Origin of the sequence: Streptomyces sp. NPDC059092 (assembly GCF_042756365.1) — a bacterium.
Classification (GTDB): Bacteria; Actinomycetota; Actinomycetes; order Streptomycetales; family Streptomycetaceae; genus Streptomyces.
Map to the genome: position 1 here is coordinate 1 of NZ_JBHZEJ010000034.1, position 25,997 is coordinate 25,997.

Genomic DNA, 25,997 nt, shown 5'->3' on the forward strand with positions numbered 1-25,997 from the left:
GTCCCCGCCGCGGGGGCGGGGCGCCCCCCCGCCCCCCCGCGCCTCCGGGGGAGCGTCAGTGGTTGCCGACACCGTTCCCGGACAGGACCGGGATGTCGTCCAGGATGTGCGAGAGCGCCTCGTCACCCTTGGCCTGGGTGGAGTTCTCCGTGCACTGCTGGTTCTGCGGGGAGGACAGCACGTTGACGTCCTGGACCGTGATCGGCACGGCGCCGATCAGCGAGCCGACGTTCGCCTTGACCGGCAGGCCGATGCAGGGCTTGTTGAGCGTGCCCTGGATCAGACCGGCCTGGGGGCTCAGGTCGCCCTTGGTCACGGCGTTGCCGAACGAGCTCTCCGCGCCGTTGCCGCTGAAGGAGGTCGTACCACCGTCATCGGCGATGGCCAGCGCCGGCGACGCCATGGCGGCCGTCGCACCGACGAGGGACGCGGCTACAGCAGCGGTTGCCCACAGCTTCTTCATGGGGAATACCTTTCCGGAAAGTCGGGTTCTCAGTGGTTGCCGGCGCCGTTGCCGGAGAGGATCGGGATGTCGTCCAGGATGTGCGACAGCGCCTCGTCGCCCTTGGCCTGCGTGGAGTTCTCCGTGCACTGCTGGTTCTGCGGGGAGGACAGCACGTTGACGTCCTGGACCGTGATCGGCACGAGACCGATCAGCGAGCCGACGTTCGCCTTGAGCGGCAGACCGACACAGGGCTTGTTCAGCGACCCCTGGACCAGACCGAGCTGGGGGCTCAGGTCGCCCTTGGTCACCGCGTTGCCGAAGGACTGCTCGGCACCGTTGCCGCTGAACGAGGTCGTACCACCGTCATCGGCGATGGCCAGCGCCGGCGACGCCATGGCGGCCGTCGCACCGACGAGGGACGCGGCCACGGCAGCGGTTGCCCACAGCTTCTTCATGTAAATGCCTTTCCGGAAAGTCGGACTCCACCGGTGGAATCCATTGTGTTCAACTGCTTACGGGGGGATTAGTTTCTGCGGTTCCCCCTAACGGAGTACCGCACCGGCAGATAAAAAGGCCGGGCCGCCGCGGAGAACAGCGGCGGCCCGGCCCGGACGGCCGATTCCTCAGTGGTTGGCGGCGCCATTCCCGGACAGGATCGGGATGTTGTCCAGAATGTGCGACAGCGCCTCGTCGCCCTTCGCCTGCGTCGAGTTCTCGACACACTGCTGGTTCTGCGGCGAGGACAGGATGTTGAGGTCCTGGACCGAGATCGGCACGAGACCGATCAGCGAGCCGAGGTTCGCCTTGGCGGGGAGGGCGATGCAGGGCTTGTTGAACGAGCCCTGGATGAGCGCCATCTGCGGGCTCATGTTGCCGTAGGTCGCCGAGTTGCCGTACCACTGGTCGGCGCCGTTGCCGCTGAACGACGTGGTGCCACCGTCGTTGGCGATGGCGAGGGCCGGGGCCGCCGCGGCGGCGGACACGCCGACGACGGAGGCGGCGACAGCCGCGCCGGCCATAACCTTCTTGATCACGATGAGTCCCCTTCTGAAGGATGCCCCAAAATCCCCGGGGCCCCCTGTGCAACTCCCTGCCACCGGTTTGGTTCTGGCCCTTCACTCCAACGGCCTATTACCGGCGTTCTACCAGGCGGAGCGAGGACAAGCCGATCGGGTGAAGCAGGAGGACCAAGAGGAACCAAAACACCGCCACCGGGTTGATCAGGTCGCTCCACATGCATTGTCCTGAGAAAAGGAACAGACCGTGATCAAGAAGTTCATGGCGGGTGCGGCCGTGGCCGTCTCCGTCGTCGGCGTCTCCGCCGCCGCAGCGGCTCCGGCCCTCGCCATCGCCGATGACGGCGGCACCACGTCGTTCAGCGGCAACGGCGCCAAGGAGGCCTTCGGCAACGCGGCGACCAAGGGCGACCAGAGCCCGCAGCTGGAGCTGGTCCAGGGCTCGCTGAACAAGCTGTGCCTCGGTGCGCCGGTCAAGGCCAACGTCGGTTCGCTCGTCGGCCTGCTCGTGCCCGTCACCGTCCAGGACGTCAACGTCCTGTCCTCCCCGCAGAACCAGCAGTGCACGGAGAACTCCACCCAGGCCAAGGGCGACGAGCCGCTGTCGCACCTGCTGGACGACATCCCGGTGCTCTCGGGCAACGGTGTCGGCAACGGCTGACCGGACCGCTCGGCGCGCGATGGACGGGCCGTACAGGGCGCTGGTGCCCTGTACGGCCCGTTCGGCGTTTCCGCGCGTTCCGCGCTTCCGCGCAGAAAAGAAATCGGCCAGGGTGCAATCGGGTGAAACAGCGATGTCATGAAAAACTGGACAGTTTCCTATGAACCGCCGTCTCGTTGGAGTTCCAGCAGCGGAGTGAGAGCCGGCACTCGACGGCTCGCGCCCGCACGACGGTCGTGCGGGCGTGTTCGCCGCTGCGGAAAGGGCTCAACATGAAGTGCAAGAAGGCCGCAACGGTCGTCGCTGGTCTGCTCCTCGCCATCGGTGCCGCGGCTCCCGCCATGGCCGACGCGGGCGCCGAGGGCATCGCCGTCGGTTCGCCGGGTGTCCTCTCGGGCAACGTCGTCCAGGTGCCTATTCACATTCCGGTCAACGTCTGTGGCAACAGCATCGACGTCATCGGGGTCCTGAACCCCGCGTTCGGCAACGTCTGTATCAACAAGTGACGTTGTGACCTCGTGAGGTCCGGGGGTGTCCCGCGGGACACCCCCTTCCGGTCCCGGTGCGCGTGCCGATCGCGTGCCGGGGCCGGCCCCGGTGGGTCAGGGAACCCACCCGCGACAACAGCCGGCCGGTCCGCCGGCAGGAGGAGAGAAAACAGAGTGCGAGACCTCATCAGCAAAGGACTGCTCACGGCCGCCGCGGCGTCGAGTGTGCTGTCCTTGAGCGGCGGTTACGCCCAGGCCGCGGACGCGAGCGGCACCGCCGTCGGGTCGCCGGGGCTGCTGTCCGGCAACAACGTCCAGGCACCGCTGGACATCCCGGTCAACGTCTGTGGCAACAGCGTCGACGTCATCGGGCTGCTGAACCCCGCCTTCGGCAACACCTGCGCCAACGTGTCGCACCCGCCCAAGCACCACACGGACCAGCGGCATCCCGCGCCTCACCACCCCGCGGCGCCCCCGCAGCACGCGCCCCAGCAGCATGACGCCCCGCAGTACGGCGCTCCCGCCCAGCCCCACGCACCCCAGCCCCACACGGCGCCCGGAGCCCCGCACCAGGCGGTCACCGGCTCCGGCAGCGAGGCCAGCAGCATCGCCAAGGGGTCGCCCGGCGTGCTCGGGGGCAACGACGTCGAGACGCCCGTCGACCTCCCCGTGAACGTCTGCGGTGACTCCGCCGACCTGGTGGGTCTCCTCAACCCGGCGTTCGGCAACACCTGCGTCAACGGCACGCCCCCGGAGCGCCCCACCGCCCCGGAACTCCCGGACACCCCCGACGAGGAGCCCGAGGAGCCCGAGGAGCCCGAGGAGATCACGCCGCCGGACGACCGCTCCGTCGTCCCGCCGGCCCACGCCGGGCCCCCGCACCACGTGCCGCACACCGAGACCGCCTCGCGTGCGATCACGCCCGCCGTCCTGCCCGCCGTGCTGCCCGCCGCCGCGGCCCCCGAGGCCGACGCGCGACTCGCGGCCACCGGCGGCGATCCCCGCCTCCTCGCCGCCGCGGCGTCGAGCGCCGGGCTGATCCTCGGCGGCGCGCTCCTGTACCGGCGCTCCCGCGTTCCGGCCCGCGTCTGACGCCGCCGTCCGACACCGCGCCCTCGGCGCCGGACCGGAGCAACGACCGGTGGCATGACCGATGGGGCGGGGCGGTGCGGCGGCAAGCCGCTGACCACGCCCCATCGGACAGATGTCACTTCACGGAGACCCGGCCCCCGCGCTGTTCCTGGCGCCGTACCTCCCGCTGCCCCTGCCGCTGACGCACCTTCGCGAGCGGTCCGCCCCGGGCACCGACCCGGCGCCGTACCCCGGCCACCAGCCGCTCCGCCGTGTACGACGCCCCGTACACGAAGCGCATCGACGGGCCGAACGACGGCGCGCTCAGCAGGCCCGCCAGAAACAGCCCCGGGTACGAGGACTCGAAGGCGGCACTCGCCTCGGGCGCCCTGCTCGGGCCCACGGTCCGCAGGCCCTCGGCGAGCGGCCCCTCCAGCAGGCCGAGCCGGTCGAGCCCCGGGGTGAAGCCGGTGGCGGCGATGACATGGTCGGTCTCCACCGTCTCCGTCCGCCCCGTGGTGGCGAACAGCTCCAGCCGTACGCGACCGCCCGCCGGAGCCGCCGTCACCACGCTCTCGCCGAGCCGCACCTCCACCCGCGCCGCCGTCTCGAAGCGTTCGCGCAGCCACCACGCGCCGGCCGGGCCGAGCGCGGAGGTGAAGATCCGGGCGCGGGTCGCCTCGGGGAACCGGCGGAAGACGCCGGGGGTCTCCGCGTACAGCCAGTTCTTCCAGCCGCATCCGAGCCCGGTGTGCGGGGCGCGGGCCGCCGTGCCGGCGGGGCGGTCGAGGGGCGGCGGCAGGGTGTTCCAGTTCAGCCGCCCCGAGCGGGCCACCAGCCGTACGGATGTGCCCTGTTCGGCGAGGAGCGCGGCGGTCTCCAGCGCCGCCTGACCCGCCCCGATGACCGTCACGTCTCCGCCCACGAAGCGGGTCAGATCGGCGTGGTGGCTGCTGTGCGTCACCTGCGCGCGGTCCAGACCGAGCAGCGGCGCGGGGATGTCGATGAACGGCATCACGCCGACGGCGAGGGCCACCGTACGGGCGAGGAACCGCTCACCGTCCTCGGCGGTCAGCCGGAACCCGCCGGGGCAGGCCTCCACGGAGGTGATGATCCGTTCGTCGACCGTCAGCGCCGCGCGCTCGGCGAACCACAGTCCGTACGAGGCGAAGAGACCGACCGGCAGCGGATCGCCGTGCCGGGCCTCCCTGCCCAGGGTGGCGGCGTAGGCGGCGAGGCCGAAGGCGCCGTCCGGGTCGGAGAGGTTGGACGCCCACGGTTCGGACTTCAGGAACATCCCCGGCGGCATGTGCTCCCGCCATGAGGCCATCGGCCTGCCGAAGACCCGTAGGTCGAGCCCGGCCGCGGCGGCGTGCGCGGCGATGGAGAGTCCGTAGGGGCCGGCGCCCACAACTACCAGGTCGTGCATGGTGTTTCCCGCTCTCTGTGGTGGATCTGCTGGGGAGGGTTCATCGGGTACGGCGCGGTGGTGCGGGGGTCGGGGGCCGGTCGCAGTGGTCCGGGCTGCTCCACCGCTGCCGTACGGGCGGGGTGCGCGGCAGCCCTCCGGGTTCGCTCGTGCGCGGGTACGGCAGGGCGCGGCGCAGCCGCCGCCAGCCGCGCCGTACGAGATGCAGCCCCCAGGCGAGGGCCATCGCGCAGGCGGGCAGCGGATCGTCCAGTGCCCACCACGCCGTCTCCGTGGAACGGAAGCGGAAGCGGAAACGGAAGCGCGGCCGGGGCGGTGTCCTGCCCGGCTCGCGGCGGCCGGTTCCGGCCGAGGAGAGGAAGGACAGCAGCGCGTAGTTCTCCACGACGAACGCCCGCCCGTGCACCGCCTCCTGCGTGGGCAGGCCACGCCCGGTCAGGTCGAGGTGGAGCGCGCGGACGACGTCCGTTCCCGCGCGGTCGGTGAAGAGCCGGAACTGCGCGCCGGGCCGGGGGTTGAAGTCGAGCAGGTGGTACGCGCCGGTCGCGGCCTCGCGGCGGAAGTCGAGGTCGAGGATGCCCCGGTAGCCGAGGGCGGCGACCAGTTCGCCCGCCAGGCGCTCCACGGCCGGGTTGGGCAGCCACCGGCCGACCGCGGTCAGCCCCGCTCCGACCGGCCAGGCGCGGTCCTTGCGCCCGGCGGCCCCGAGCAGCCTCGTGCGGCCGGGCTCGGGGCCGCGCCCGCTGTACCCGTGGAAGAACCAGTCGCGGTCGGGGCCGTGCGGCAGGAACTCCTGGAGCAGCAGTCTGCTGCCCGCCTCGTGGCTGCGCCCGTACAGCGCGCGTGCCTCCTGCGGGGAGCGGATGACGCGGGTGCTCCGCAGCCCGGACCCTTCGGGCAGCAGCCAGGGCCTGCTCCACTTCGCGATCACGGGCAGCCCCAGCGACCAGGCCGCCGCCGCGGCCTCCGCCGCGCCGCCCGGGATGACCGTACGGGGGTGCGGCAGTCCCAGCTCCTGGCAGATCCCGGCCAGCTCCGCCTTGTCCGCGACGCGCTCGGGCAGCCCTGACGGCTGTTCAGGCAGGAGGTAACGGCCCGCCAGCTCCGGCTGGAGCCGGCCGACGGCGATCGCGCTCAGGTCGTCCATCGCGATGAGGACGGCCGGGGTGGTGAGCCGGTCGGCGATGGAGAGGAGCAGCCGCCGGACCGCCGCCGTCGCCGGATCCTCCGCCACGCTCCGCGTCAGGTTCTTCGCCACGTGCTTCACCGGAAACGCTGTCAGATCCGGTGCGTCCGGGGGCCGTAGATGGGCCTGCCGCAGATAGCGGGAGCACCCGACGGGGCTGTGCGCGCCCTCGACCACCGCGTGCACCTCGATCCCGGCGCGGCCGAGGGAGCGCACGGCGCCCAGCGTGCCGTGGTGGAACGGGTTCCGGTCGAGCCGTACGAGGACGGCCGGAACGTGGGTGTCAAAGCTCGGCACGGTGGCGCCCTTCATTTCGATACCCCATGCGAGGGATGAAATTCACGAATGGACTACTGCAACACCAGGCCGGGTTCCCGACCGGCTTATTAGAAATACTTTGTGATCAACGTGACCACGGCCTGCGGCCACGGAAGCACGTGCGATCACAAGGAGCGGACATGACCCCTCGACGACGCCGAAGGATGGCGACCACATGCCTGGGTGTGGTCTCGGCCGGACTTCTCGTCTCCGGCGCCGCACTGCCCGTTCCACGACTCGCCGCGGATTCCGGTGACGCGGAAAGACAGAAGCCGCCCGCGGCCCCGTCGCCCGCGCTGGGCGCGTATCTCGACTACGGGCCGGACGGGGTACGGCGCATCGCGGCCATGGAGAAATGGCTCGGCGGCCGGGAATTGCGCGTGGGGCACACCTATCTCCCCGGCGACGTGTGGTCCAACATCGAGGGCAGCCCGGATTTCCTGGAGAGCTGGGCCGAATGGCGCACGGCGCGCGACAACCGGACGTTCGTCCTCAACGTGCCCATGCTGGAGCGCAACGAGGACCACGTACCGGACGGCGTGGTCCGCCGTGAGCTGCGCAGAGGCGCCAAGGGACAGTACGACGAGCACTTCAGGACGCTGGCGCGGCGGCTCGTCGCGCTCAAGGTCCCCGACACGGTGATCGTGCTCGGCTGGGAGATGAACGGAATCACGTACACGCATCGTTGCGGTCCTGACCCGGAGGCGTGGAAGGCGTACTGGAACCGTATCGTCACCGCCATGCGTGAGGTGCCCGGACAGAAATTCCGTTTCGATTTCGCCCCGAACCGGGGGCGGGACGACATTCCCTGGACGGAGTGTTATCCGGGCGACGACACCGTGGACATCGTCGGCATGGATTCGTACGACCAGCCGCCGGGACGGACGTTCGACGAACAGGTCAAGGAGCCTTACGGACTCCAGCAGCATGTGGACTTCGCCGCCGCGCATGGAAAGGTGATCTCCTATCCGGAGTGGGGCCTGTTCCGCAACGGGGACAACCCTGTGTACATGCGGCGCATGCTCCAGTGGATCGACACGTACAAGCCGCTGTACAACACCGTCACGGATTACTGCCCGCACGGCGTCTGGCAGTGCAAGCGGAATCCCCAGTCGTCGCAGGTGTTCCGTTCGATGCTGTACGAGCGCGACCCACAGCCCGTACCGACCCCGACGCCGCCCACTCCGCCCACGCTCCCGACGCCCACCGCGCCCGCGGAGCCCACGCCGGCGCCCACCCCGGAGCGTCCGCGGGGCTGCCGTCCGCTGAACCTCGGTAGCTGGCTGGAGAGCTGGCTGGGCGGCAAGATCTGTATCCGTCTCGACTGGTGGGCGAGCCGGCGCGGCTGAGGTCACTGCCCCGGCACGGACGACGACGGCGGCGGCGAGGTCATCCCTGGTCGCCGCCTCGCCGTGGCCGCTGCCGTGGCCGCACCCGCTTCACCAGCTCGGCCGCCCGGCCGCGCCCCGCCGCCCGCGCGACCACGAGGTGCAGGGACGGCGCCAGTGCGGACCGCGCGAGCAGCAGCCGCTGATTGGTGACGGTCTCGGGGCGCCAGTGGTGCTTGTACGGTTCGTCGCCGCGCAGCATGCTCAGCGTGGTCCGGCCGCTCGCGCTGATCCACCCCGCGCCGGCGCGCAGCAGCATCGTGGCGACGTCCGCCTTCCTGGCGCGCAGCTCGGGGTCGGCGCCGTACAGGTAGCCGCCCGCGAGGTGACCCGACATCAGGGTGACGTCGGCGGCCACCACCGCGCCCGCCAGCGTGAACTCGGTGACCCGCGCGTCGCCGGACTCGGCCATCGCGCGCACGGCCCGGGTGAGGTGTTCCGAGAAACGCCCGCTGAGGTGCTCGGTAGTGACGCCGCGGCCCTGCCACTGGAGGCGGTGCAGGGCCAGCAGCCGTTCGACGGCGGCGGGGATCTCCGCGCACTCCACCATGCGCTCGCCGATGCCGAGCGCGTCCAGCTTGCGCAGCTTGGCGCGGGAGCGCTGGGCGCGCGCGGCGGGCAGGCGGGCGAGCAGTCCGTCCATGGGGACGGCGGGCAGTTCGAGGCAGGTGGAGTCGGCCAGTCGGCGGCGCGGCCCCCGCCAGCAGTCGTAGACGCGCTCGGCCGCCGCCCCCGGCCGTACCTCGCGCAGGTCGATCACCGCCGTACGGGCCAGTTCCGAGAGGGCCTTGGCGAGCGCGGGCGCGGCGGCGCCGGCGTACTCGTCGGCGAGCAGGACGTCGGAGAAGTCGGAGATGGAGCCGCCGAGGTGGACGAGGACGGGCAGGGGGCGGTGCGTGAGCATCAGCGCGACCGCCGCGACCGGCTCCCCGGCCCGGCGTACGAGGACGACGCGCAGCCGGCCGCGACCGCCACGCCCGCCATGCCCGCCCCGTTCGCCGCCCGCACCGCCGCCCTGCCCGTACGACAGCCACCAGGAATGCAGCCAGGCGTGGCTCTGGAAGGGGGTGGCCGTACGGCAGCGGCGGTACAGGGCGTGCCACTCCGGGGCGAGTTCGGCGAACCGGCCCGTGTCACGGCAGAGCTCGGTGGTGAACACCGCGTCCGTCCGGGAGGCGTTGAGCGGCGTCGATACGGGGACGTGGCGGGCGGCGTCGGCCCGCGTGCCGGGTCCGGCGGCCATCAGACCGTTTCCGACTGCTGCGGTGAGCAGGCCGCCGAGGCGGTCGCGGGCCCTGGTACGGACGCTCCGGCGCCCTGCGCGGTGGCCTCCGGACGGCGCTTCGGCCGGACCAGCAGGCCGAGCCCGCCGAGCAGCCCGCCCGCGCAGCCGCCGACCAGCGCGGCCAGCGACGCGGAGGGCGTGACCGGGCTCGCGGGCTCCACGGCGCGGGAGAACGGGAGGACACGTACGTGCGTACTGTCCTGCATCTGCGAACCGTTGACGACGAGCGAGCGCGCCACACCGTCCGCCATGGTCGCGGCGGTCGACGCGCTGGTCGAGGTCGCCGTCACCGAGATCATGGGCGCGTCGGGCGAGGTCGCCGTCTGGACGTTCTCCTTGAGGGTCCGCGCGGGCACCCCGGCCCAGACCGCCGCGTCCCCGACCACCGCGACCTGCGCGGCGACCCGCCCGTACGCCGTCGCGAAGCCCAGCGCGGCGGCCGGGTCGGACTTCTCGGTCGGTACGACGACGACATAGCTGGTCGCCGCGTACTCCGGGGTACGGAGCTGCCCGTACGCACCGCCCGCCGCCGCCCCGGCCAGGACGGCGGCCGGAATGATCCACCGGGCCGGCAGCACCGGCCGCGACCGCCGGACCAGCAGGGCCGGCCGGAACCGTCGGAGCCGGCGCTCCCGTTCCGCGCGCGGGCCGGGCGGGGCGCCGCACCGCGGCGGTCGCCGGTTCGGTTGCTGGGGCGCCTGCTGGGTCATGAGCTGCTCGCTTCTCGGGTGGGGGCCTGGCGGCGGAGGGCTCTCTCGTAGACGGCCATCAGCTGCTCGGCGCTACGGGCGATGTCGTAGTGGTGCACGGCGGGCGGTACGGGCCGCCGGTGCGGGCCCAGGTCACGCAGCCGCCGCAACTCCTCGGCGAGGCCGGGGACGGAGCCGCTGACCCGGCGCGCGCCGGGCGCGGCCTCGGGCGGCAGGTCCTGGAGCGCCGGGCAGGTGACGTGGAGCACCGGCAGCCCGGCGGCGAGCGCTTCCACCACGGCGAGGCCGAACGCCTCGTCGTGGGAGGTGGAGACGAAGACGTCCATGGCGGCGAGCAGCGAGGGCAGGTCCCCCGGGTGCGGGACGGGCGGCGGGTCCTCGCACGCGCCGGGCAGCAGGATCCGGTCGGCCAGCCCGCGCTCCTCGGCGAGCCGCAGCAGCCCCGTACGCTCCGGGCCCTCGCCGACCAACAGGAGCCGGGCGTCCGGCAGTTCGCCGACGGCGCGGACGAGCCGGTCGTACCGCTTGCCGGGGGCGAGCCGCCCGACGCCGCCCACGACGAAGGCGTCCTCGGCCAGGCCAAGACGCTCGCGGGCGGCGCGGCGCGCCTTCTCGTCGAAGGCGAAGCGCGCGGACTCGATGCCGTTGGGGACGACGTGGATACGGTCGCGGCGCACTCCCCAGCGCTCCAGCCGGCGCGCGACGGTGGTGGAGACGGCGACGGTCGCGGTGCCGAGCCGTTCCCCGGTGAGATAGAGCGCGCGGGCGCCGGGGGTCAGCGGCCGGCCCTCGATCTGGACGGCGCCCAGGGAGTGTTCGGTGGCGAGGATCGTCCGCACCCCGGCCAGGCGGGCGGCGACCCGGCCGTACAGGCAGGCGCGGTAGAGGTGGGTGTGGACGAGGTCGTACCCGCCCTGCCGGACGAGGCGTGTCAGCCGGGGCAGCGCGGCGAGGTCGCGGTTGCCTGCCATGTCGAGATGGGCGACGCGTACGCCGTCGGCGACGATGCCGTCGGCGACCGCGCCCGGTTCCGTGAGCGTGACGACCTCGTTGTGGGTGGGCAACTGGCGCAGCATCAGACGCAGTTGTTGCTCGGCGCCGCCGATGCCGAGGCCGGTGATGACATGCAGGACCTTCATGGGGTGGCCGCCGGGAGTGCTGTCGGGACCACCTCGGAGGCGACGGACGCGCGGTACGCGGCGGAGCGGGCGTACGCGGCGAAGGCGGCGGCCGGGACGGGCTCGCGCCGCCGGTGGTGCAGCCGTCGCTTGAGGTGCAGCCTGAGGCCGGTGTCCCGCTCCCCCACGTGGATACGGGGCAGTGCGTGCATCCCGGTCAGCGGCCCCGGGTCGATGGCGCAGGCGTACGAATAACCCGCGGCGCGCACGGCGGCGACGACGCGGGCGTCGACCGTGCCGTACGGGTAGCAGAAGCCGCCGACCTCGCCACCGGTGAGGGCGCGCAGCAGCTCCCTGCTGCGGGCGGTCTCGGCGGCGAGCGTCGTGTCGTCGGCGGTGACGAGGTCGACGTGGAGCAGCCCGTGGGAGCCGATCTCCATCCCGGCCGCGGCTGCCTCGCGTACGCCGTCCTCGGTGAGCAGGGGCTTACGGGGGCCGGGGCTGTCCCACTCGTTGGTGCCGCCGGGCCGGCCCGGCAGGACGAAGACGGTCGCCGAGCAGCCGTGCTTCCGCAGCAGCGGGACGGCGGTCTCCACGAAGTCGGCGTACCCGTCGTCGAAGGTCAGCCCGACGAGCCCGGCGCCGCGCCCCTCGGCGCGGGCGCGCAGCAGTTCCGCCATGGAGACGCCGGCCAGGCCGCGCCGGCGCAGCCAGCGGAGCTGCCGTTCGAGCCGGCCAGGGGAGACCGTCACCTGGTACGGGTCGTCGGTGGGGTCGGCGACCGAGTGGTACATGAGGGCCCACAGGGGGTCGCCGGACCTCGGGTCGGCCAGGTCGGTCATATCGGCCTTGTCAGCGGGCATCGGTGAGCTTTCGTGTGAAGGGGCGGGCGAGGGAGCGGAGGAGGGAGTCGGTCTCGGGTGCCTTCAGGGCGCACGCGGCGACGAGGAACACCACGGTGACCACCAGGCCGGCGGCGAGGGTGGCGAGGACCGGGGAGGGCACGAGCGCGGCGCAGAGCCATCCGGAACCGGTGGCCGCCGCGGCGGCGGCGCTGAGCTTGGCCAGCCCGCCGGTCATGTGGCGGGTCCTGACGGGCACGCTGTGGCGGCGCAGGGCGCCCAGCATGAGCACGGCGGTGAGGGTGATGCCGAGGGCGTTGGCGGCGGCGATGCCGAGCACGCCCCAGACACCGACCAGCAGGGCGCCCGCGCCGCCCGTCAGCGCGAGCCCGGCGGTCATGGCGAGGGCGGGGAACCAGAGCGGGCGCGCGGCGGAGAAGTAGCAGCGTACGAGCGCCCCGACGAGGGTGTGGCCGAGCAGGCCGAGCGCGTACACCCGCATCACGGCGGCGGTCGCGGCGGTGTCCTCGGAGTGGAACTCGCCGCGCTGGAAGAGCACCTCGATGATCTGCGGGGCGCAGGAGACGACGGTGGCGGCCCCGATCAGCACGATGATCCCGGCGAGCGCGAGATCACGTTCGACGCGCCGCCTGGCCCGGTCGGTCTCGCCCGCCGCCATGGCGCGGGCGACCACCGGGAAGGTGACGGTGCAGAGCATCAGGGAGAGCGTCATCGGGATCTGCGCGACCTTCTGCGCGTAGTTGAGGTGCGAGATGGCCCCGGCGGGCAGCGGCGCCGCGAGGAACCGCTCGACGAGGACCTGCGACTGGCGGCTGAGCGCGAACGCGATGACGGGCACGAGCAGCCCGAGGGCGACGGGCGAGGTGAGCCGGGCGGGCCCAGCGGACTCTGTGATCGCCGTGGTCGCAGCCGCAGTCGCTGCCGCAGCCGTCGCCGTCGCTGGCGTTGGCGTTGGCGTTGGCGTTGGCGTAGCCGTCGCGGGTACGGAGGCGGGGACGCCGGTGGCGGACGGGGGCTCGTGACCGCTCGTGGGGCGGCGCTCCGTCAGCCGGTTCCACAGGGCGGGGAGCTGGATCAGCACCATGAACACACCGCCGACGGCGACTCCGGCCCCGGCCGCGCGTACCCCCGTCTCCGCGCCTGCCAGCAGCATCGTGGAGATGATGCCGACGTTGGAGGCGACGTAGATCGCGGCGGGCGCCACGAAGCTGCCGTGGGCGCGCAGGGCCGCGCTGCAGTAGCCCGCCACCCCGTAGGTGAAGATCGACGTGGCGGTCAGCCGGGTGCAGTCGACGGCCAGCCGGGATTCGGGCAGACCGGGCGCGAGGACGGCGACCGCCCAGGGCGCGAGGGCGACGAGCAGGGCCGCGCACGCGCTGAGGACGAGGAAGAGCCGGGGCAGGGTGGCGCGGGTGAGCTGCCGTACGGGGTCGAGGTCGAGGTCCTGCGCGCTGTCGCGCGTCCGGTCCTGGGGCGACCGGGCGGCCCGGCGGGCGAGGGCCAGACTGAACGCCGGTACGAGGATCAGCGCCATGGCGTCCTCGATGAGGAGCGTGGCGGCGACCTCGGGCACGGTCCAGGCGACGAGGAACGCGTCGGTGTCGGTGCCCGCGCCGTAGAGGTGCGCGATGGTCTGGTCGCGGAGGAGACCGAGGAACGCTCCGGCGGCGGTCAGCGCGGCGGTCACGAAAGCGGCCCGCGCGAGGAACCGTCCGGAGGCCGAGCCACGCCCGCCGTCCCCCGCCGCGTCGGCGGTGACCGTGACAGCGCTGCCGGTGACGGCGGTGTCAGGACCGGCCGTCGCGGTGTCAGGACCGTCCGGCACGGGGGCGGCACCGGCCGGCCCGGGGGCCGGGACGTCGGGGCCGGCCTCCGCCGCCGGAGGGACGGAGGGCGGCGGGACCGCGGGGAGGGAGTGCGTCGTATCGCTCACGCCGGGCCGACCCTTCTGCCGGCCGCGGCCTCACCGCTCCGGTGGCGCCGCCGGCTCAGCGCCCACCACGCCGCCAGGCCGAGCATCACCGCCGTCAGGACGGTCGACGGGCCGCCGATGTCCGCGTAACCGAAGTCCACCAACTGCCAGACCAGCAGCCCCGTGACGACCAGCCCGCACTCGGCGCCCGTACCGGAACGGCGCGCCCCGTACAGGCGGACCCGGTGGACCGCGCACACCAGGAGCCCCGCCCAACTGCCCGCGAAGGCGACGATGCCGAGCAGCCCCTGTTCGCTCAGGACCAGCAGATACATGTTGTGCGGCGACAGCAGCGGCTGGCGCTGGAACCCCATCCCCGCGCCCGAGGTGTCGCTGGCCGAGGAGAGCGCGAGGGAGGCGTGGTGGTCGCGGTAGGCGGGGAAGCCCTTCAGCCCCACGCCGGTGACGGGCCGCTCGCGCCACATGTCGGTGGCCGCCGCCCACATGGTGTACCGGTCGGTGACGGACTGGTCGGGCGCGTCGGCGACCTGGGCGATCGAGTCGAACCGCTCCGTGATCATCTGGGAGCCGACGCCGAGCCCGCCGACGAGGACGACCCCGAGCGCCGTGGCCGTGAGCGTCACGACGACGGCCCTGCGGACGCCCGAGAGCGCGAGTTGCAGCGCGAGCGCCACGGCGGTGGCGATCCAGGCGCCGCGGCTGAAGGAGAGCAGGAGCGGTACGCAGAGCAGCGCGGCGCAGCCGAGCGCGAGGGTCCGCTGTCCGCGCGGCGCCTCCGCGCCGCTGCCCAGGGCGTAGCCGACGGAGATGATCAGCCCGTAAGCGACGACGGTGGCCATCCCCATCACATCGGTGGGCCCGAAGGTGCCGACCGCGCGGATGTCCTCGCCCTGGTACGAGGCGCCGGTGCCGGTCAGGTACTGCGTGACCCCGACCGCCCCCTGCGCCAGGGCGAGGACCACCACCGACCCGGCGACCAGCCGGAAGTCGCGGCGGTCACGGATCAGGAGCAGCAGGGCCGCCGGTACGAGCACGAAGATCTGCAGATACCGCGCCAGCCCCGGCAGGGTGGCCGCCGGGTCGTCGGCGGTGAGCGAGGCGACCGTCACGCCGAGCACCGGGAGTCCGAGGAGGAGCGCGGCGGTACGGGTCAACGGGCGGGCCCGTGAGCGCAGTACGCGCACGAGACAGTGCAGGACGAGTACGGCGGAGGCGGCGTCGGCCACGCTCCCCGACCCCGCGGAGCCGTCGCCGGCCGGCGGCGCGGGGACGGCGAGCAGGGCGACGACGGCCACGGCGGGCAGCAGGGGCGCCGCCCTGCGCACCGCGTCGGACCACGCGGGAGGGCGGGTCCGTACGCGGGGCGCGTCGAGGGCGCCGGTGGCCATCAGCTTCCCGCCGGGCGGACGAGGGAGAGGGCGGTGCGCACCAGGATGCACACGTCCTGCCAGAGCGACCAGTGGTCGATGTAGTGGTTGTCGAAGCGGGACCGCTCCTCGATGGAGGTGTCCCCGCGCAGCCCGTGGACCTGTGCGAGGCCGGTGATGCCGACGGGCATCCGGTGGCGGGCCGCGTAACCGGGGTGGGTCTTGCTGAAGTTGGCGACGAAGAAGGGGCGTTCGGGCCGGGGGCCGACCAGGCTCATGTCACCGCGGAGCACGTTCCAGAGCTGGGGCAGCTCGTCCATCGACGTACGGCGCAGCGTGCTGCCGACGGAGCTCATGCGCAGGTCGCCCGCGATGTTCCAGCGGGTGGCGGACTCGTGGTCGTCGGAGGGACGCAGGGTACGGAACTTCAGCAGGGTGAAGGGGCGGCCGTGCTGGCCTACGCGCTCCTGCCGGAACAGCACACCGGGGCCGTCGCAGAGCCGGATCGACAGCGCGCAGACCGTCAGTACCGGGGAGATCGCCAACAGCGCGGGGACCGCGATCAGCAGGTCCAGCAGGCGTTTGGCCAGGGTGCCGCACCGGTGCGCGTGCGTGGCGGGCGGCTCGACGCGGCGGCGGCTGAGGCCCCAGAGGTGGTGCTCCATGAGCGTGGGCGGGGCCGCGGTGTCCCAGGGGCCCGCGCCGACGAAGGAGGTGGCGCAGCCGTACTCGTGGAAGAGCGCGACGAGCCCGGCTCTGCCGGTCCACTCGCCGGGGTCGCCGTAGCCGGGCCCGGCGTCGACGAACAGGGCTTCCTGGACGCCGTTCTGGATGACGGCGCGGTGGATCTCCTCGGCGGTGGTCAGCACGGGCAGGGCGGGGACGTCCGTACCGGCGCCGTGGGCGTGCCCGTCCTGGCCGGCGTTCTGGTCGGCGTCCCCCGGCTCGGGGGCGGCGGACGCGACCCCGACGGGGCGCAGTCCGTACTCCGGGTGCTGGGCGAGCAGTGCGGCCAGCCGGCGCGCGGCCGTCCCCGTACCGACGACGAGGGCGGACCGCAGCCGGTCGCGGGCGAGGGAACGGCGGTACGTGTGCAGCAGCGCGCGGCCCGCACCGCACACGGCGAGCTGTACGGCGCCGCCACCGGCCAGGGCGGTGAGGCCCAGGGCGTGGGCGGGCAGGAGCGCGGCGAGCACGGCCGCGGCGGCGCACCAGGCGACCGCGATCCTGGCGGCCAGCGCGGGAAGCTGGTCGAGACCGGAGACGACGGTTCCGGGGCGGTAGAGACCGGCGCGGGCGTTGAGGGCCGCCACGCAGGCGAGGAGCTGGACGGCCAGGAGGGTGTCGCGCTGCTCGTCGCCGAGTACGGCGGTGGAGAGCAGCGCCGCGAGACCGTCCACCACGACGAGCGGCAGACCGAAGCGGAGCGCGTCGTGGGCCGGGGTGCGGCGGGGCTGCCGGGCGACGCGGTCGGTGGCGTCCCGGGGCGGGGCGAGGGCGACGCGCCCACCGAGGGCCTGCTGCCCCACCGATTGCTGGCCCGTCGATTGCTGACCCGTCGATTGCTGCCCTACCGATTGCTGCCCTACCGATTGCTGGCCCACGGCCTGCTGGCTCAGGGAGGGCAGGGACTGCTTGGCCGGGGAGAGGCGGGCCGTCGGCTGCCCCTGGTTCCGCTCCCCGTGCTGCTGTGCGGTGCGCGCCCGGCCGGGCGGCGGCGGGACGCTGGTGCTTTCCGTGGTCACTGAGGAATCGGCTCCCTGCGCTCGGGGCGCGGCACGGCGGCGACTTCGCGGTACACGTCTGCGATGGCCTGCGCGGTCTGCCGCACGTCGTAGGTGCTGAGTACGTGCTGATGGCCCTGGCGTCCGATGGCCTCGCGCAGCGGCCCGTCGTGGAGCAGGGCGCTGACGGCCGCGGCCAGCGCGGGCGGATCATCGGGCGGGGTGAGACAGAACCGCTCGCGCCCCGGCGGCAGGCTCTCGCGGGCGCCGTCCACGTCGCTGACGACGACGGTCCTGCCGCTCGCCATGGCCTCCAGCGGCGCGACGGCCATGCCCTCCCAGCGGGACGGCAGCACCACCAGGTCTGCCGCCCGGTACCAGGGGGCGGTGTCCGGTACGGCGCCCGCGAAGAGCACGGACGGCGGGGCGGCGGCGCGCAGCGCGTCGGCGTCGGGCCCGTCGCCGACGAGCACCAGCCTGGCCTGCGGGATCCGGCGTACGACCGGCTGCCAGGCCCGGAGCAGGATGTCCTGGCCCTTCTGCCGACAGAGGCGGCCGACGCACACGACGACGAGGGCGGTGGCCGGCACTCCGGCGAGCAGCGGCAGAGCGGCCCGCGCGGCGCCGGTTCCGGTTCCGGTTCCGGTACGGGTGCCGGACTCGGCACCGGTACCGGTGCCTCGGTCTGTGCCGGCACCTTGGCCGGCCTCGGTCACCGCACGGCTCCCGGGGGTGAACCGGCCGGTGTCCACGCCGTTGTGGACGACGGCCCAGGTGGCGTCGATGCCCGCGCGTTCGCCGGTACGCCGCTCCGCGTCGCTGACGCAGACGACCCGGTCGGTCCACCGGACCGCCCACCGTTCCCAGCGCCTGGCCAGCCCTCCGGTCACACCACCGACTGCTTCGAAGGACCAGGCGTGCGGCTGGAAGACGGTCGGGACCCGGCCCCTGACGGCCAGTCGGCCGGCGAGACCGGCCTTGGCGCTGTGCGCGTGGACCAGATCGGGGCGCACCCGGCCGACCAGCCGGGCGGCCTGCCGTACCTCACCGAGGAGTCCTGGCCCCGGCTCGCGCGTGGCGTGCCATGCGTGGATCTCGGCGCCCCGCCGCGCCGCCGCCCCGGCGAGCGGTCCCTCCTCGGGACAGCCCACGGCGACCCGGAACCCGGCGGCCACCTGCGCCGTGACGAGGTCCAGAACCACCTGGGCCACGCCTCCGTCGACGGGCTGGACGAGATGAAGTGCCGTGAAGCCGGTCCCGGGCCGGTGCCGCTGTCGCTGCACGCGCAACGCCTTCCACTCGTGCGATACAGGGAAATCAGTCGGGGCGGAGCGGACTCGGTCGAGGGAGCGCGGGAAACGTCCGCTGTGCGTTCCGCGCGTCCACCGCTCCGCGGAACGCCCCGATTCAGAGGGAGTCACGTCCGGTACGAGATCGAACGCCACATCGGGTCGGGCGGGAACACGCCACGAACAGGGCGAGAGGGGCCGGGCCGGACAGCAGGCCACGCCCCACAGCAAGAACCGCAGAATTCCGCATATTGGCTCTCCGCCTCGAAGGTCGAAACAGGCAAGATGGGACCATTACAGAGTGCAGGCTGAAAATCACGCCAGACGCGCTGAATCGCACTGAACGTACAACCGACCGGGGAAAGAGCCTTCTGACGACGTCCACCGAAGTCGCACACCCGGCCCAGCTTCACTCATTCGGCCCGCAACCTCTGGATGTCCTCGGCGTTGATCCATAAGCCGGGCAATCGCGCCCGGCGCGCCCCACGCCATCCCATACGACCGAGGAGCCCTTCCCCATGTCGCGTATCGCCAAGGCTGTTGTTCTCTCCACCGCGGCCGTCGCCGCTGTCGCCGGTGCCTCCGGCGCCGCCTTTGCCGACAGTGGCGCTTCGGCCGCGGCCATCGGTTCCCCGGGCGTCCTGTCCGGCAACATCGTCCAGGTCCCCCTGCACGTGCCGATCAACATCTGCGGCAACACCGTCGACGTCATCGGCCTGCTGAACCCGGCGTTCGGCAACGTCTGCGTCAACCACTGACGCCGTTCCCTCAGCGGAGCCGCCTTCCCCCGGGGGGAGGGCGGCTTTCCCATGTGAGCCCGTTTTCCGCGTGCGTCCCTCACCGCCGCCTTCCCCACCACCACGCTCCGGCCCTATCACTCCACCGGCGGACTGATAGGAGAATACGAGGAATTACCCCTTCATTCGGGTGGCCCGCCCAGAATTCCTTCCGCACGGGGTTTCCGGCGCGCCGGGGAATCGTTAGAGAGAACGAGGCCACGGGAGGGAAACCTCCCAAAGGGCCTGTGCGCGGGGCGAGTTGACTCGCACCCAGGCGCACCGGACATCACAAGGAGAAGGAATCACCATGAAGCCCATGAAGATCGCTGCCGTCGTCGCCGGTTCCATGGTCGCGCTGGGGGCCGCCGCTCCGGCGTTCGCCGCCGAGGCGAAGACCCCCTCGTTCAGCCTGAACGGCGCGCTGGACAGCGTGGCGAGCGAGGGTCTGCGCGACGCCAAGCCGCTGCACACCAACGCGCTGGACACCGAGAACGACGGCTCCGTGCTCAACGCGGTCAAGGGCGCCACCGACAGCCTCAACAAGCCCCAGCAGGGGAACAAGCTGCTCGGCGGACTCCCGCTCGGCAAGTAGTCACCACGTAGTCGCCGCCGTCCCGCCACCGCCCCTCATGGCGTACCGCCTTGAGGGGCGGGCGGGGCCGATCGGGCATGACCGGCCGGCTCGGGCCCTGCGGCGGTGTCAGCTCGTCCAGAAGTCCCACCAGCGGGCCAGGATCAGCATCCCGATGACCCCGATGTGGAGCACGGGCAGGACCCAGGTGAACTCGCCGAGGAAGCCGCGCAGCGCGGCCGGCGCGGGCAGCACCCCGGTACGGACGTTGTGGGCGGTGACGTACCAGAACATCAGGATCGTCGCGACCCACGCCAGGGAACACCAGAGGCAGAGCGCGTTGATGCTGTACAGCGACTGGTACTGGAGCCAGGTACAGAACCCGACGCCGAAGAGCGTCCCCGCGTTCAGCCCCCGCCAGAACCAGCCCCGGTAACGGGCCCCGGCCAGCAGCCCCGCACCGATACAGACGACGCCCGCGTAGGCGGCGAGGCCGAGCATCGGGTTGGGGAAGCCGAAGACCGACGCCTGGGCGCTCTTCATGATGTTGCCGCAGGACACCACCGGGTTCAGGCTGCACCCCGGGGTGAAATCGGGGTCCTCCAGCAGCTTGAACTTGTCGATCGTGATCACCCACGCGGCCAGCAGCCCCGCCGCCCCCGTGACCACCAGCAGCAGGGCGAGCGCCCGGCTCGCGCCCCGCACGCCGCGCGTGTCCCCGTCGGCGTCGCGCACCGCCTCCGCCACCGCTTCTGCTTCCGCTTCCGTTTCCCGGGCGGACCTGTACTCGGTCGATGCCGCTGCCATGTCCCCGCTCCCCGCTCGTCGCTCAGCCGCGCAGGCCGCGTACCGGCAGCAGACAGTGCGCGGCGCTCAGAAGCATCTCCTCGTCGCCCGCGAAGGCGCGCAACTGCTCCTCACCGACCGGCTTCCCCGGAGTTCCCTCGGCCCACGGCCGGGTCGCGACCAGGAAGTAGACCTGCCCGGCGTCGCGCGCGTCCTGCTCCCACTCCGGCGGTACGGCGCACTGCGCGTGGAGATACGGCATGGTCAGCACGGCCCGGCCCGCCTCCACGATCAGCTTGATCGGGATGTTGGGCGACTGCGTAACATCGACCACCTCGCTGCCGGGCTTCAGCCCGATGTCCGCGAGGACCGCACGCATCGCCTCCCCGCCGGCCTCGGGTCCGTCCCGGCCGTCGCCGAGTGAATAGGCCAGCAGGAAGGGCGCGTTGCGCTCTCCGGCGGCGGGATCGCTCGTCCAGGCAATCACCGAGAGGGTGCCCAGAAGGGACGCGTAGTGGGCATGGTTCGCCGCGGTATTGGTAGAGGTCATGTCTGGGCACAGTAGTGGCCCGCGGAGAATATCCGTGAGCCCGTGTCACCCAAGTGGGCTACTACGCAGGACAGTTACGGCCAACGCCTGCCACCGGGCAATCGTCCCCCCGTACGAGAGAGGCCAATGCTTCCGGATTGACAGGGCACCGCGGGATGGCTGTAATGGTCGGCGTGTAGCGCGACACCGGCCAGAGAGCTGTGGGCAGGCCGGCGTTCGAGCGGACACCATTACCGAGGGACGATGCCATGAGTTCATACTCCGCACCCCGCGTCTGACATCTCCCGCGTACTCGGCGTCACTACTGCCGTACGCGTTCCCGCACGTCGCGTCGCCGTCCCTTGTCTTTCCGGCAGCTGTCTTCCTGAGAGCCCGCTGTCTTTCTCCTTCCTGTTTCCTTCTGTGCCGTTCCGCCCGGCGCGATGCAGTGCGCCTCGCACCGCCGCGGTCGGCGTATTCCAGGACAAGGGCCCGCGCGTGGCCTCACCCATCCCTTTTCCGCATTTCCTCTTTTCCTGGAGAGTCACAGCCGTATGCCCATGTCCTTCAACCAGTCCGTCATCGAGGAGTTCCGGGCCAACGAGGGAAAGGTCGGCGGCCCTTTCGAGGGCGGCGACCTTCTCCTGCTGACCACCACCGGCGCACGGTCCGGGGCGGAGAACACCACTCCGCTCGGCTATGTGCGCGACGGTGACCTGCTGCTGATCGTCGGCTCGGCCGGCGGCAGCCACCGTCATCCCGACTGGTACCACAACCTGCTCGCCCACCCCATGGTGCGCGTGGAGATCGGCAAGCAGACGTACGGGGCCATCGCCGTCCCCGCCGAGGGCGAGCGGCGCGACCTGCTCTTCGAGCGCGTCGTGCGGGCGGCGCCCGGGTACGCCGACTACCAGGCCGGCACCGACAGGATCCTGCCGGTCGTGGTGCTGGAGCGCTCCGAACCCGACGCCGTCGAAGCGGAAGCGGCAGGAAAGGCGGGCCCGGCCAATCTCGCCGAGAAGCTGGTGGAGATCCACACCTGGCTGCGCGCGCAGTTGGAACACGTACGCGCCGAGGCGGACGACCACTTCGCCGCGCGGGCGGCGCACCAGGGTCCCGGAGCGCCGCCCGCACCGGGGCTCGGCCTCCAACTGCGCCAGCACTGCCTGGCGTTCTGCGAGTCGTTGACGTTCCACCACACCAGCGAGGACGCCCACATGTTCCCCGTGCTCGCGCGCAGCCACCCCCACCTGTCGGACGTGTTCGCCCGACTCGCCGAGGAACACCGCACGGTCGCCCGCGTCCAGGGCGAGCTGCACGCCCTGCTGGCGGATGCCGGCACGGCGGATCCCGGCCGTTTCCGTACCGAACTCGACCGGCTGACGACCGAGTTGACGGCACACCTCGACTACGAGGAGGAGTCGCTGCTGCCGGTCCTGGCCGCCATACCGTTCCCCCCGACCGCACCATGACCCGTTAGCGTCATCAGCGTCAGGAGGCAGTCGGAGTAGAAGGAGTACGTGAAGGCCATGCCCGCGGTTCCCCCAGCAGCAGACGACGCGCCCGTGATCCTGGGCAACGAGCCCGGCTCGTTCGCCCGGAGCGTCCTGGCCACCCGCCATCCGGCGCTCATCCAGCAGGTCCGTGACGCGTTCCCCTACGGCCCCGAGCAGCACGAGGCCCTCGACGCGCTCCTCCGGGAGGTCACGGACGGGGTGATGGAGCCGCTCGCCGCGGACGCCCATGACCTCGGCCGGTGGCGGAGCTGGGGGTACGACGAGCAGGTGGGCCGGTCGTGGTTCGACGCACCGTTCCTGTGGAGCGAGAGCTACTTCTACCGCAGGCTGCTGGGGGCCGTGGGGTACTTCACCCCCGGCCCCTGGCAGGGCGTCGACCCCTTCGCGCCGTTCAAGCGCGCCGAGCTGCGGACCGGTGCGGTCGACGACGAACTCACCGCCCTGGACGGCCTCGCCACAGTGGCGGACGGTCCCGGGCGGCGCGACGACGACCAGGCGTACGCGCTCCTGCTGGCCTCGCTCTGGGGCAACCGGGCCGACCTGGGCTTCCGTATCTCGTCGCCCTCCTCCCCGGGGGACGGGGGCGGTTCCGGTTCCGCTTCCGCTTCCGCTTCCGCTTCCGCTTCCGCTTCCGCTTCCGCTTCCGGCAGAGGTTCCGGCTCCGGCGACGGCTCCGGTACGGACTCGCCGCTCGTCGCGGACGACAGCGCCCCGCTGTGGTCCCTGCTCCCCGCCGGTGCGCCCGCCCAGGCCACCCGGCCCGTCCATCTGATCGCGGACAACTCCGGCCGTGAGCTGATCCCCGACCTGGTCCTCCTCGACCACCTCCTCCGTACCGGCCGCGCCGCCCGCGCCGTGCTGCACGTCAAGCCGTGCCCGTACTACGTGTCCGACGCGACCCTCCCGGACGTCGTCGACGCGCTGCGCCGACTGCGCGAGGCGCCCGGGTACGCCGCGGAGATCGGCGAGCGCCTGTGGTCCGCGATGGCGACGGGACGCCTCGACGTACGCGCGCACGACTTCTTCCGCGCTCCGCTGCCCTTCGACGCGATGCCCGGCGACCTGCGGAGCGAACTCGCGGAGGCCGCCGTGACGCTGGTGAAGGGCGACCTGAACTACCGCCGCCTGGTCGGCGACCGCGCCTGGCCCGCCACCCTGCCCTTCGCCGGGCGCACCGCGTACTTCCCGAGCCCGGTGACCGCGCTGCGCACCCTGAAGTCCGATGTGATCGTCGGCCTGAGCGACGCCACCCTGAAGTCGCTGGACGCACGTACGACGGAGAAGGGGAGTTCCTGGCGGACCAGCGGCACCCACGCCCTGATCCAGACCCGGCTCGGCGACCCCGGCGACCCCGGCCCCGGCGACCTCAGCGACCGGTGAAGCGGGGCTCGCGCTTCTCCAGGAACGCGCGCATGCCCTCGCTCTGGTCCTCGGTCGCGAACAGCGCGTGGAACAACCGCCGTTCGAAGAGGACCCCGTCGCGCAGCCCGGTCTCCAGCGCCCGGTCGACCGCCTCGCGCGCCGCCGTCACCGCCTGTCTGCCGTACGAGGCGACGGCGGTGGCGGCCCGCGTCGCCTCCTCCAGCACCCGGTCGTCGGGCACCACCCGGGACACCAGCCCGGACCGCTCGGCCTCGGCCGCGTCCATCGTGCGGCCGGTGAGGACGAGATCCATGGCCTTGGCGCGGCCCACCAGCCGGGTGAGGCGCTGGGTGCCGCCGATGCCGGGGATCACACCGAGCGTGATCTCCGGCTGCCCGAAGACGGCGGACTCTCCCGCCATCACGATGTCGCACATCATCGCCAGCTCACAACCACCGCCCAGCGCATAGCCGTTGACGGCCGCGATCTTCGGAGTACGGAAGGCCGCGAACTCCTCCCACTCCGCGAAGTAGTCCTCGTCCGCCATCTCGACGGCCGTCTTCCCCGCCATCTCCCTGATGTCGGCGCCGGCCGCGAAGACCCTCTCGGACCCGGTGACGACAAAGCAGCCGACGCCCGGATCACGGTCCAACGGACGTAATACATCGAGGAGTTCGGCCAAGAGGGCACTGCTGAGAGCATTGAGCACATGGGGCCGGTGGAGCCGTACGGTCACGACCCGGCCGTCCGGGCCGCCACGCTCGGTCTTGATGTTCAGGTCCACGGAAGATGCCTCCGATCGGGGTCCGGCGGGACGTCACGAGTCCCAGATCGCGCCGTACGCGGGGATGCCACGGCGTTCGAGACCGTGCACGACCTGCCAGGTGAGTTTCTTGTTGGAGATGCAGATGACGGCCTCGGCACCGAAGTCGCGGTACGCGGCGTACGCGAGCCGCACCATGTCGGGTTTGCCGTGGCGCGAGGTGTCCCAGATGAGCGCGTCCGGCTGGACGACGAGGATCTCGTCGACGAGCCCGTCCCCGTACGTCACCCGCGGATCGCGCGTCGCCCAGACCAGCCGTGCCGGCACCTCGGCGGCGAGCAGATGGGGCAGGCAGGGGCCGATGCCGCTGCCGGTGGCCACGTAGATCACCTTGCGGAACAGCGTCTCGATGTTCGCGACGCCCGCCGTGGTGATGCCCTTGACCCACACCCGCTCGGGCGCGTCGTCGATGAAGGAGCCGGTCCAGTCGCCCGCGCGGGAGATGGTGAGCCGGAATCCGGAGCGCCCCGGGGCAGGCACGTTGGCGAACGAGTGCCACTCCTTGAGCGGGCTGCGGCTGATCGTGGTGGACGAACCCGCGAACGGGGTCACGCCGTGGTCGAAGTGGGCCAGCGCGACATGGGACGAGGGCCGTTCGATCCGTACGCCGACCTCGCGCAGCCGCAGCCAGGGCAGCGCGACGGAGAAGGTGACAAGGGCGAGCACCCAGAGGCCGGGCTCGGCGACGACCGGTCCGCCGGCGGAGAGCGGGGGGAGCGCGGAGAGCACCGTATGCGCCCAGAAGAGCGCGAGGGCCGCCCAGCCGCCGTAGCGGTGGATCTTCTCGAAGCGGTCGTGGAAGCGGGAGCGGAAGGGCGGCAGCGCGGTGGCGATGATGCCGGCGAGCAGGGCGATCAGCGTGTAGGCGACGACAAGCAGCGCGACGCCCGCGCCGGTGCTTCCGACGGTCAGGACAACGGTCTGGCCCAGGAACCACAACGCCCCGGCCACCGTCCCGCCCACGTGCAGCCCCCCGAAGTGGTACACCTTCGCGAGCGTCCGGCGCAGCTTGAGCGGCCGGCGCGTGGACGGCCGGGTGGCCAGCCGGAACAGCAGGTTGATGACGTACTGCTGGCGCACGACGACGGCGAGCGCCAGGTTGGCCAGGGCGGCATGGCCGAGGGTGCGCGGGCTGTGCGGGCCCGCCGCGAGGAAGCCGAGGTTGGCGAGGAGAACGAGGGCGGCGAGGCGGTTGTAGTGCATGAGGCGGGGGTGTTTGAAAAGCCGCCTGGGCCAGGAGATGAGCGGGGGAAGGGAGACGGCGTCGACGTCGACGGGCGGCGCCACCGGCGCGGGCGAGCCCGCGGCCGAAGACCCTGTCCGCGCCGGCGTCTGGGCC

25 protein-coding genes are annotated in these 25,997 nt (G+C 72.5%); 8 read left to right on the forward strand and 17 right to left on the reverse strand.

The window, feature by feature from the left end:
- Positions 1–55: 55 nt before the first annotated feature.
- The 3 genes from ACFXPL_RS20455 to ACFXPL_RS20465 all read right to left on the reverse strand — a co-directional run bounded on the left by ACFXPL_RS20455 (position 56) and on the right by ACFXPL_RS20465 (position 1,479).
- Complete coding sequence (locus tag ACFXPL_RS20455; RefSeq protein ID WP_384921142.1) at positions 56–463, reverse strand: rodlin; 408 nt, start codon at positions 461–463, stop codon at positions 56–58.
- A gap of 29 nt (positions 464–492) precedes the next feature.
- The gene (locus ACFXPL_RS20460) at positions 493–900 is read right to left on the reverse strand and encodes a rodlin (protein ID WP_384921145.1); all 408 of its coding nucleotides are present in this window, start codon (positions 898–900) and stop codon (positions 493–495) included.
- Between the two features lie 168 nt (positions 901–1,068).
- Positions 1,069–1,479, reverse strand: a complete 411-nt coding sequence (locus ACFXPL_RS20465) for a rodlin (RefSeq protein WP_384921148.1) — start codon at positions 1,477–1,479, stop codon at positions 1,069–1,071.
- A gap of 232 nt (positions 1,480–1,711) precedes the next feature.
- Between ACFXPL_RS20465 and ACFXPL_RS20470 the strand changes: the two genes are divergently transcribed.
- From ACFXPL_RS20470 to ACFXPL_RS20480, 3 genes are all read left to right on the forward strand, one after another.
- Positions 1,712–2,122: a rodlin gene (locus ACFXPL_RS20470; protein WP_384921333.1), complete on the forward strand. Its 411-nt coding sequence runs from the start codon at positions 1,712–1,714 to the stop codon at positions 2,120–2,122.
- Between the two features lie 272 nt (positions 2,123–2,394).
- Positions 2,395–2,628: a chaplin gene (locus ACFXPL_RS20475; protein WP_384921151.1), complete on the forward strand. Its 234-nt coding sequence runs from the start codon at positions 2,395–2,397 to the stop codon at positions 2,626–2,628.
- Positions 2,629–2,784: 156 nt separating this feature from the next.
- A complete protein-coding gene (locus ACFXPL_RS20480; protein ID WP_384921154.1) occupies positions 2,785–3,702 on the forward strand; it encodes a chaplin in 918 nt (305 codons plus the stop codon).
- Between the two features lie 115 nt (positions 3,703–3,817).
- Here the strand turns inward: ACFXPL_RS20480 and ACFXPL_RS20485 are convergent, their stop codons facing one another.
- On the reverse strand, positions 3,818–5,110 hold the full coding sequence (locus ACFXPL_RS20485) for an FAD-dependent oxidoreductase (protein ID WP_384921157.1): 1,293 nt from the start codon (positions 5,108–5,110) through the stop codon (positions 3,818–3,820).
- A gap of 40 nt (positions 5,111–5,150) precedes the next feature.
- On the reverse strand, positions 5,151–6,593 hold the full coding sequence (locus ACFXPL_RS20490) for an ATP-grasp domain-containing protein (RefSeq protein WP_384921160.1): 1,443 nt from the start codon (positions 6,591–6,593) through the stop codon (positions 5,151–5,153).
- Between the two features lie 161 nt (positions 6,594–6,754).
- Here ACFXPL_RS20490 and ACFXPL_RS20495 point away from each other — a divergent pair, with 161 nt between their 5' ends.
- Complete coding sequence (locus ACFXPL_RS20495) at positions 6,755–7,963, forward strand: glycoside hydrolase family 26 protein (protein WP_384921163.1); 1,209 nt, start codon at positions 6,755–6,757, stop codon at positions 7,961–7,963.
- Between the two features lie 40 nt (positions 7,964–8,003).
- Here the strand turns inward: ACFXPL_RS20495 and ACFXPL_RS20500 are convergent, their stop codons facing one another.
- Genes ACFXPL_RS20500 through ACFXPL_RS20535 form a run of 8 tightly spaced genes read right to left on the reverse strand, consistent with a single transcriptional unit; the run spans position 8,004 to position 18,285 of the window.
- Positions 8,004–9,245, reverse strand: a complete 1,242-nt coding sequence (locus tag ACFXPL_RS20500; RefSeq protein WP_384921166.1) for a GNAT family N-acetyltransferase — start codon at positions 9,243–9,245, stop codon at positions 8,004–8,006.
- Positions 9,245–9,997, reverse strand: coding sequence for a lipopolysaccharide biosynthesis protein (locus ACFXPL_RS20505; RefSeq protein ID WP_384921169.1), 753 nt, complete (start codon positions 9,995–9,997; stop codon positions 9,245–9,247). Before ACFXPL_RS20505 ends, ACFXPL_RS20500 begins: the two co-directional genes overlap by 1 nt.
- A complete protein-coding gene (locus ACFXPL_RS20510; RefSeq protein WP_384921172.1) occupies positions 9,994–11,136 on the reverse strand; it encodes a glycosyltransferase in 1,143 nt (380 codons plus the stop codon). Before ACFXPL_RS20510 ends, ACFXPL_RS20505 begins: the two co-directional genes overlap by 4 nt.
- On the reverse strand, positions 11,133–11,978 hold the full coding sequence (locus ACFXPL_RS20515) for a polysaccharide deacetylase family protein (RefSeq protein WP_384921175.1): 846 nt from the start codon (positions 11,976–11,978) through the stop codon (positions 11,133–11,135). Before ACFXPL_RS20515 ends, ACFXPL_RS20510 begins: the two co-directional genes overlap by 4 nt.
- Positions 11,968–13,911, reverse strand: a complete 1,944-nt coding sequence (murJ, locus tag ACFXPL_RS20520) for a murein biosynthesis integral membrane protein MurJ (RefSeq protein WP_384921178.1) — start codon at positions 13,909–13,911, stop codon at positions 11,968–11,970. Before murJ ends, ACFXPL_RS20515 begins: the two co-directional genes overlap by 11 nt.
- On the reverse strand, positions 13,908–15,299 hold the full coding sequence (locus tag ACFXPL_RS20525) for an O-antigen ligase family protein (RefSeq protein WP_384921180.1): 1,392 nt from the start codon (positions 15,297–15,299) through the stop codon (positions 13,908–13,910). Before ACFXPL_RS20525 ends, murJ begins: the two co-directional genes overlap by 4 nt.
- The gene (locus ACFXPL_RS20530) at positions 15,299–17,023 is read right to left on the reverse strand and encodes a sugar transferase (protein WP_384921183.1); all 1,725 of its coding nucleotides are present in this window, start codon (positions 17,021–17,023) and stop codon (positions 15,299–15,301) included. The genes ACFXPL_RS20525 and ACFXPL_RS20530 overlap by 1 nt, the downstream gene beginning before the upstream one ends.
- Positions 17,020–18,285 carry a glycosyltransferase family 4 protein gene (locus ACFXPL_RS20535; protein WP_384921186.1) on the reverse strand — a complete coding sequence of 422 codons (1,266 nt, stop codon included), beginning with the start codon at positions 18,283–18,285 and terminating at the stop codon, positions 17,020–17,022. The genes ACFXPL_RS20530 and ACFXPL_RS20535 overlap by 4 nt, the downstream gene beginning before the upstream one ends.
- A 524-nt stretch (positions 18,286–18,809) precedes the next feature.
- Here ACFXPL_RS20535 and ACFXPL_RS20540 point away from each other — a divergent pair.
- Positions 18,810–19,049: a chaplin gene (locus tag ACFXPL_RS20540; RefSeq protein WP_384921189.1), complete on the forward strand. Its 240-nt coding sequence runs from the start codon at positions 18,810–18,812 to the stop codon at positions 19,047–19,049.
- Between the two features lie 328 nt (positions 19,050–19,377).
- Positions 19,378–19,662, forward strand: a complete 285-nt coding sequence (locus ACFXPL_RS20545) for a hypothetical protein (protein ID WP_384921192.1) — start codon at positions 19,378–19,380, stop codon at positions 19,660–19,662.
- A 108-nt stretch (positions 19,663–19,770) separates the two neighbouring features.
- Here ACFXPL_RS20545 and ACFXPL_RS20550 read toward each other — a convergent pair whose 3' ends face one another.
- Together ACFXPL_RS20550 and ACFXPL_RS20555 are read right to left on the reverse strand one after the other, a co-directional pair.
- Positions 19,771–20,448 (reverse strand): vitamin K epoxide reductase family protein, encoded by a 678-nt coding sequence (locus ACFXPL_RS20550; RefSeq protein ID WP_384921195.1) that lies wholly within the window; start codon positions 20,446–20,448, stop codon positions 19,771–19,773.
- A gap of 22 nt (positions 20,449–20,470) precedes the next feature.
- Complete coding sequence (locus ACFXPL_RS20555) at positions 20,471–20,977, reverse strand: DUF5949 family protein (protein WP_384921197.1); 507 nt, start codon at positions 20,975–20,977, stop codon at positions 20,471–20,473.
- Between the two features lie 533 nt (positions 20,978–21,510).
- Between ACFXPL_RS20555 and ACFXPL_RS20560 the strand changes: the two genes are divergently transcribed.
- A complete protein-coding gene (locus tag ACFXPL_RS20560) occupies positions 21,511–22,428 on the forward strand; it encodes a nitroreductase/quinone reductase family protein (RefSeq protein WP_384921200.1) in 918 nt (305 codons plus the stop codon).
- Between the two features lie 57 nt (positions 22,429–22,485).
- Positions 22,486–23,853 (forward strand): damage-control phosphatase ARMT1 family protein, encoded by a 1,368-nt coding sequence (locus ACFXPL_RS20565; protein ID WP_384921203.1) that lies wholly within the window; start codon positions 22,486–22,488, stop codon positions 23,851–23,853.
- Here the strand turns inward: ACFXPL_RS20565 and ACFXPL_RS20570 are convergent.
- A complete protein-coding gene (locus ACFXPL_RS20570; protein WP_384921206.1) occupies positions 23,840–24,619 on the reverse strand; it encodes an enoyl-CoA hydratase-related protein in 780 nt (259 codons plus the stop codon). The two genes, ACFXPL_RS20565 and ACFXPL_RS20570, sit on opposite strands and share 14 nt — an antisense overlap.
- A gap of 33 nt (positions 24,620–24,652) precedes the next feature.
- Positions 24,653–25,861 (reverse strand): hypothetical protein, encoded by a 1,209-nt coding sequence (locus tag ACFXPL_RS20575; protein ID WP_384921209.1) that lies wholly within the window; start codon positions 25,859–25,861, stop codon positions 24,653–24,655.
- Positions 25,862–25,997: the final 136 nt, after the last annotated feature.